The sequence below is a fragment of the Lacinutrix chionoecetis genome, assembly GCF_053604665.1.
On sequence record NZ_JBSHNQ010000066.1, the window covers coordinates 113199 to 120947 of the forward strand.

Here is a 7749-nt window from a genome sequence, read left to right on the forward strand (position 1 = left end):
TATTTTATGTTAACCGATTTTTTGCAAAAAATTTGTATCTTTGTTAAGTGGAAGTTTTAGATACAACATACAGAGAAGATTTAAACAGTACATTTTTACGTCTTGAAGACAAGGTGCTGCACCTTAATAAAATAAGACCGTTTCCTAATGCTGCATTGTTAAAGATTAGAGAGGCGTTATTAATAGAATGGACTTATAACTCTAACAGTATCGAGGGCAATACACTTAGTTTACGGGAAACCCAAATGGTTTTACAAGAAGGTGTTACTATTAAAGGTAAATCGCTTCGCGAGCATTTTGAAGCTAAAAACCATGAGCACGCTATTAACTATTTATATACTTTAGTAAAGCCCGATTATAAATTAAACAGTAAAGACATATTGTCTTTACATGGTTTGGTTTTACGCACCATAGAAGATGGTTTTGCAGGCAGATTAAGAAATGCTGGTGTTCGTATATCTGGTGCAAATTTTGTGCCTCCAAATGCTATAAAAGTATCTCAATTACTTGATGAATTAGTAGATTTTGTAAATACTAATCCATTACAATTAAATAGTATTGAAATGGCTACTGTGTTTCATCATCAGTTTGTACATATTCATCCATTTTTCGATGGTAATGGTCGTACCGTACGATTAGTCATGAATTTATTACTTATGAAACATGGTTTTCCTCCTGCTATTATTTTAAAAAATGACAGGAGTAAATACTACGCAGCTTTAAATCAGGCTAATAAGGGTAATTACAGTAAGCTTATGCTCCTTATGTGTCAAGCACTTGAGCGTACAACCAACATTTATTTAACAGCATTGCCAGATAATGATGTGGAGTATCGGGTAATTTCAGATATTGTTAAAGAGCCAGATGTTGCCTATAGTCAAGAATATGTTAGCCTATTAGCAAGACAAGGTAAAATTGATGCGCATAAAGAGGGCAGAAATTGGTTTACTACAAAAGAGGCTATTAATAACTACATAGCAAATAGATCTCGCAATCGTTAATCTTCAATTCTATTATCATCGAAAGCAGATGGTAATAGTTTTGGGATAAATTTAATGACCAATGGTAACAGTAATGCACCTCCAGGTAATAAAAAAATAGCCAGACTTGGTATTGCTTTAAAAATATCAAGTAATTGCTCGTTAACTTTCTTTTGCTCTTCTTTGGTTAAATTTTTAACGGTCGATTTACTTAACAAAAGCATTAACTCTTTACTTTGAGATAATTCCTTTAATAAGCGCTTGCTATTTCTGGTTATTAGCTTTTTCACCATTATGCTGGAATTATTGTAAAAGGACTTTACAATATTTTTAGAGCCCAATAAAACAATATCCTTTTTATAAACGGTGTAAAAGGCTGTAATGGTTTTCATTGCATTTATAACCTCTTCGCTATTAAGATTGAGGTTCTTACATAGTTGAAATAAAAAATAGCGTTCGTTGTCGTCTATGTCTTTATCAGACCATGTTGCCATGCATGCTAAATCCAGAAGATATTGTTTATCTAATGGGGTTTTAAAGATAACTATCGCCTGACTGTAAGTAAGTTTTTTTGTTTGTTGGTAACGTAAAGACTGTTCGAACAGGTTAATTAAGCCCAAATCATATTTAGATTTTGTCGACTTGGCATTTAAAGTTTTTAGAATAATGGTTTCAATAGCACTTTCCTTTTCAATTATGGCGTCTTCAGAAATAGTACCTTCAATTAAAAAATCTTTATAAGCCAACACATCAATAAATAACAAGGCATTAGTTATAAAAAAATTAAAACTTTTGTCGATGAGGTTATTATCTATTAGAATACGCTTGTGAATAATTTTTTCTAAAGTTTCGGTGGTATGATTCCTCGTTATTACCTCAGTTAGAAATCCTTTTTTATGTGCGCTTATTTTTTTATAAAATGAAATAGTGTCTTCTATAAATGAGTTTGAAGATTGAGAAGCATTATGCACGACCAATAAAGCCGTAAGATGATTAATTTTACAAAGCTCTTCTGGTGAGAAATCTGCTTTATCCACCAAGTTTAATGCTACACTAGTATTACTACCATATATATATCCGCAAGCGATAAGTTCTTTGTAAAGTAAAGAAAGTGTTAAAGATTTGTTAGAGAAATCTTTATAAAATATTAAAGTTTGCTTTTTTAGCCAGCCTACAGCAGATGGGTTCACTTTTTTAGTGTTAGAGTCAACAAATTTACTACATTCAGGTTAAACTATAAAGGGTTTCACGGGTTAACACAAGTTTAACAAAACCACTATTTATATAATTACGTAAATAGAAGTGAGAACCAAAAAATTAATTAACAAAAAATCTCATTTATTATGAAAAAATTCAAAATTTTATTAGGAGCTTCAGCAATTGCGATTGCAGGTTTCTTTATGGTAGCTGCCGATCACATTGATGCACCAGCCGTTGACGGAGGAGGAGCGAGTTCTTCTACAGACATTACAGACTTTTATGCATTTCAAGCACAAGACACAGACAATATTGCTTTTGTAGCTAATGTTAGAGGATTGTTAGCTTCTGGTTCTGGAACGCAAAACGCAGCATTCGACGAGAATGTATTAGTAGAAATTAATATTGACACAGATGGAGACGCCATTGAAGACAAAGTAATACAAGCCATTCCAAGAGGCGGAAAAATGTATATTTTTGGACCTTTTGATACAACAAATACTGGCTTAAACAGTACAGTTAATGCAACAGCAAGTAGAACAATAGTAGATATTACACCTTATGGATCTAATGCTATTACTGCAACGTCTGCAACAGGTATTACAGCTTTTGCAGGACCAAGAGACGATCCTTTTTTCTTTGATTTTGCGCAGTATACCGAAATTATAAACGGTAATGCTACAAGTTTTAACGATCCTGGAACAGATTTATTTGCAGGAACAAACGTTTTATCTATTGTTGTGGAAGTACCAAAATCTATGATTGGTGGAACTGGATCAATTAATACTTGGGTAGAAACTAAGTCTAAATAAAAATAATCAACTTTAAAACATATAATTATGAAAAATATAAAAACAATAATGTTCGCATTATTAATCTCAGCAGTAGCATTTAATTGCTCTAATGATGATGATGCAACAACACCACCAGTAGGAACAACACTTGATTTTACAGGAACATACTCTCAAGATGACCAAATGGCAAGACCAGCAATAAACACTGTTTTTGTTAATACAGGAAGTAAAAATACATTTAATACGACTATTCCTTCTGCACAAGGAGCAGCTTTTCAAGCACCTTTTGAAGCTAAGTTATTAGCATTAAACCCAGATTATACAACAAATGCTTTAGGTTTTACAGCTACACAATTTACAACGGCTTTAGCAACAGATGTGCTTACAGTATCTTTAGATGGAGCTACTTCATTTTTCGATCCAACAACAATGCCAGCAACTGTTCTTACAGGACGTAGATTAGCAGATGATGTTATTACTACAGAGTTACTACTTATTTTTGGTGGACCAGATGGTTCTGAAAAGCCAGGATTATCAGATGACAATGTCGATTCAAACGATAAAGCATTTTCAGCATCATTCCCATATTTAGCTTCTCCTCACTAGAAGTTAATAAAAATCCAGAGTGCTTTTTCAAGTGCTCTGGTTTTTTTTTACAATAAAATCAACCACCAACAAAAACAACAACATGAAAACTCAATTATATTTAATAGTAATGTTAGCACTGCTCTTTAATTGTAAAGAGGAGAAAGCTACTATAACTAATGCAAAAGACTATGAGGCTTATTTAACGGCCGAAAACAAAAAACTTTCTGAAGCCAAAGAGGAGCATCTGTTTTGGGCAAATAAACTTGAAAAAACACCAAGCCAGTTTCCTTATTTAGCAAAATTGGCAAGTGCAGAATCTCAGTTATTTGGTGCTACAGGTAATATTGAAAACCTTGTAAGAGCCGAAGCTAATTTAATCGAGCTAAACGAAAAAACAAAAGAAAACAACGCAGGCCATTTAAGATCTTTAGCCAGAAATTATATCTCACAACATCGTTTTAAAGAATCCTTAGCACTTTTAGAAAAAGCTGAAGTTTTAGGCGAAGACCTTGAAAGCACACAAAAAATGCTGTTTGATGTGCATATGGAATTAGGTAATTATGACGAGGCCAAATCGTATCTTGAAAAAGTTGTAGATTTAAATAGCTTCGATTATTTAATCAGAACTGCCAAATGGAATGACCATATTGGTAATCTTGATGCAGCAATTAAATACATGGAGAAAGCCATGGCTAAGGCAGAGTCTTCAAATCTTAAAGGGATTAAGCAGTGGTCTTATACAAACATTGCCGATTTTTATGGTCATGATGGTCAAATTGAAAAATCATACAATTATTTTTTAAAAGCCTTAGAACTTGACCCTAACAACGCTTACGCAAAAAAAGGAATTGCATGGATCGTATATTCTTACGAGCGTAATCCAGAAGAGGCGTTAAGAATATTAAATGCCATTACAGAGCAATATAATGCACCAGATTACTATCTCTTAAAAGCTGAAATTGCTGAGTATTTAGAAGATGACAATTCTAAAAATAAATATTTAGATCAATATAACGCAGCAGTACAAAAAAAGGAGTATGGCGAGATGTATAACGCTTATAATGCAAAGTTGTTTGCCGAAGACCCTAAGCGTATGGATTCTGCATTAACTATTGCCAATCGCGAAATAGAAAATAGAGCAACACCGCAGTCTTACGATTTATTAGCTTGGTATTACCACAATAAAGGTGACCACAAAAAAGCACTGGACATTGTTAATCAATATGTAATTGACAAAACTTACGAACCAGAAACACTATACCATGTAGCAGAAATTTACAAAGCTAATGGTATGACTAAAGAATTAAAACCACTAAAAGAAGAACTTATTGGAGCATCCTACGAATTAGGACCATTAATGGAAAAGAAAATTAACCAACTATAATAACTTAAGATGAAGATTATAAAAAACAAATTGCAAAATGCATTGTGTTGTGTCTTTTTCTTGAGTTCAATCCTCATATCTGCTCAACAAATTAAAGGTGTCGTTTTCGATGATTTCGATAAACCAATTAGTAATGCCTATATTTTTAATGCAATTACTGAAGCACATGCCCATACATCAGACAATGGACTGTTTACATTAGACAACAGTAAACCAGGAGACATCATTACAGTTAGCTTATTAGGTTATAACAAAAAAGAAGTTGTTTTAAATGAAGCCGATTTTTCTAACACACTAACCATACAACTTAATCATAAAATATTTCAGCTTCAAGAATTAGTATTAACAGAGCAAAAAAATATTTTAAGCACCTTAGCTAAAATAGACATAAAAACAAACCCATTAAATTCTTCACAAGAAGTACTAAGAAAAGTACCAGGTTTAATAATAGGGCAACATGCTGGAGGAGGTAAAGCAGAGCAAATATTTTTGCGAGGTTTCGATATTGATCATGGTACAGACATTTCAATTAATGTAGATGGTATTCCGGTTAACAATGTTTCGCACGCGCACGGCCAAGGTTATAGCGATTTGCATTTTATTATTCCAGAAACAATTAACAGTATCGATTTTGGTAAAGGACCTTATTATGCCAGCGCAAGAGATTTTACAACAGCTGGTTATGTAGATTTTAACACAAAAAGTAATTTACAAAACAGCACCGTTAAATTGTCATACGGCAGTTTTAATACTTTAAGAACTCTTGGTCTTTTTAATTTAACCGATAGAAGTAGCAACCATAGTGCCTACGTAGGTTTAGAATATATAGAAAGTGATGGGCCTTTTATATCGCCTCAAAATTTTAATAGAATAAATGTAATAGGAAAGTATTCTACTTTAATAGAAAAAAAACATAAATTAACCACTACTATTTCGCATTTTAAAAGTCGTTGGGATGCTTCTGGTCAAATACCACAACGTGCCGTAGACAGTGGATTGATAGGTCGTTTTGGAGCTATTGATGATACCGAAGGAGGAAACACAAGCAGATCTAATTTTAATGTTGAACATCAATTGTTTTTAAATGACGATACAACCATAAAATCTAATGTTTTTTATTCTCATTATGATTTTGAGTTGTACTCAAACTTTACTTTTTTTCTTGATGATCCTGTAAATGGTGACCAGATTAAGCAAAAGGAAGATAGAAATATCTTTGGTTTTAACTCTCGTGTAAATAAGGATAATGCCTTCGGAAATGCAAATATTGAAACAACAACAGGTTTTGGACTGCGTTTAGACAAGGTTGATGATGTAGAATTATCACATACTCTAAACCGAAACACGACTTTAGAATTTATACAGCTTGGTGACATCGATCAAACCAATGCATTTGCATATTACACAGCTGAATTTGATTTAGGTAAATTTAAAATTACGCCTGGTTTACGTATGGAATACTTTAAGTTTCTATACAACGATGCGTTAACTGAAGATTATAATACACAATCTGAAACAAAAACCGCATTATTACCAAAGTTAAATTTTCAGTTTCAGCAAAACAACAACTTACAATGGTTTTTAAAGTCGGGAATCGGCTTTCACTCTAACGATGCAAGAGTTGTGGTAAGCAACCAAGGAAAAGATGTATTGCCAAAAGCATACGGTTTAGATTTTGGAAGTATTTGGAAACCAACCGCTTCCTTAGTACTTAATGCCACTGCCTGGTATTTGTTTTTAGAACAGGAATTTGTGTATGTTGGAGATGCAGGAATAGTTGAACCAAGTGGAAAAACAGAACGCTTAGGTCTTGATTTAGGTTTAAGATACCAATTAAACAAATATCTCTACTTTAATACAGATGCAACACTAACAAAGGCAAGAAGTACAGAAGAGGCAGATGGTGAAGATTATATTCCATTAGCGCCAAGTTTTACGTTAGTAGGAGGATTAGCACTAAATGATTTTAATGGTTTTTCAGGTGCAATACGTTATCGTTGGTTGGACGACAGGCCAGCAAACGAGGACTATTCTGTAACTGCCGAAGGCTATTTTGTAACCGATTTTAACTTAAATTACAAATTTAGCAAGCAAATTACTGTAGGCATTGAAATAGAAAACCTGTTCGATACAGATTGGAACGAAACACAGTTTTTAACAGAGTCGCGTTTACAAAATGAAACAGAATCTGTAGAAGAAATTCATTTTACTCCAGGTACGCCGTTTAATGCAAAAGCAACTGTAACCTATCAATTTTAAGATTAATTCATAAGTCAAATAAATTGTATAACGCTTGTAGTTAGCATTTTAGCTTTATTCATAAATTAATTAGAAAATAAGGCTACTTTTTTAAAACCGCTTTTAACTTTTTATCGTAGGTATTGTACAATAGATAAATAATCCAACAAAGATCTAATCGATACGCTATTAATTAGAAAAATAATTTTTGTTTGTTTTTTGTTGGTTGATTTGAAAGTACTTTGCTTATTGTCTTAACTAAATGAGCAAGTGCTTTCTTCAACATATAAAGTAATTAATGGGAAGATAAATTACTTTATAAATAAAAGCTCAGATGTAATGTCTGAGCTTTTTGTGTTAATACAAGTTACATATAATCGCATAAAAAAAACCTCAAATTTATATTTGAGGTTTTTTTTATTAAAAGATTGTCCCGTCCTGAAATAGCGATACACTAAAACATTAGTGTAATGAAACCATCAGAAAACACTGGGTATGTAAAGCGTACCCAAAAAGATTATTCAATTTCTTTTAAGCTTCAAGTTGTTGGAGAAATAGAATCAGGTCA

The 7749-nt window shown here is 32.7% G+C and carries 4 protein-coding genes and 1 pseudogene; 4 read left to right on the forward strand and 1 reads right to left on the reverse strand.

Annotated elements, in window-relative coordinates; all coding sequences use genetic code 11:
- Positions 1-47 precede the first annotated feature (47 nt).
- Positions 48-1001 (forward strand): Fic family protein, encoded by a 954-nt coding sequence (locus ACVC43_RS03795; RefSeq protein WP_452223238.1) that lies wholly within the window; start codon positions 48-50, stop codon positions 999-1001.
- On the opposite strand, the gene ACVC43_RS03800 is transcribed toward ACVC43_RS03795, so the two are convergent.
- A complete protein-coding gene (locus ACVC43_RS03800; RefSeq protein ID WP_452223239.1) occupies positions 998-2170 on the reverse strand; it encodes an LETM1-related biofilm-associated protein in 1173 nt (390 codons plus the stop codon). The genes ACVC43_RS03795 and ACVC43_RS03800 overlap by 4 nt on opposite strands.
- 153 nt (positions 2171-2323) lie before the next feature.
- On the opposite strand from ACVC43_RS03800, the pseudogene ACVC43_RS03805 reads away from it, so the two are divergent.
- From ACVC43_RS03805 to ACVC43_RS03815, 3 genes and pseudogenes are all read left to right on the forward strand, one after another.
- Positions 2324-3577 (forward strand): annotated as a pseudogene (locus tag ACVC43_RS03805) (DUF4331 family protein).
- An 82-nt stretch (positions 3578-3659) separates the two neighbouring features.
- Entirely contained in the window at positions 3660-4943 is a 1284-nt protein-coding gene (locus ACVC43_RS03810) for a tetratricopeptide repeat protein (RefSeq protein ID WP_452223240.1), read from the forward strand.
- A gap of 9 nt (positions 4944-4952) precedes the next feature.
- Positions 4953-7202, forward strand: a complete 2250-nt coding sequence (locus ACVC43_RS03815) for a TonB-dependent receptor (protein WP_452223241.1) — start codon at positions 4953-4955, stop codon at positions 7200-7202.
- The last annotated feature ends 547 nt before the right edge of the window (positions 7203-7749 follow it).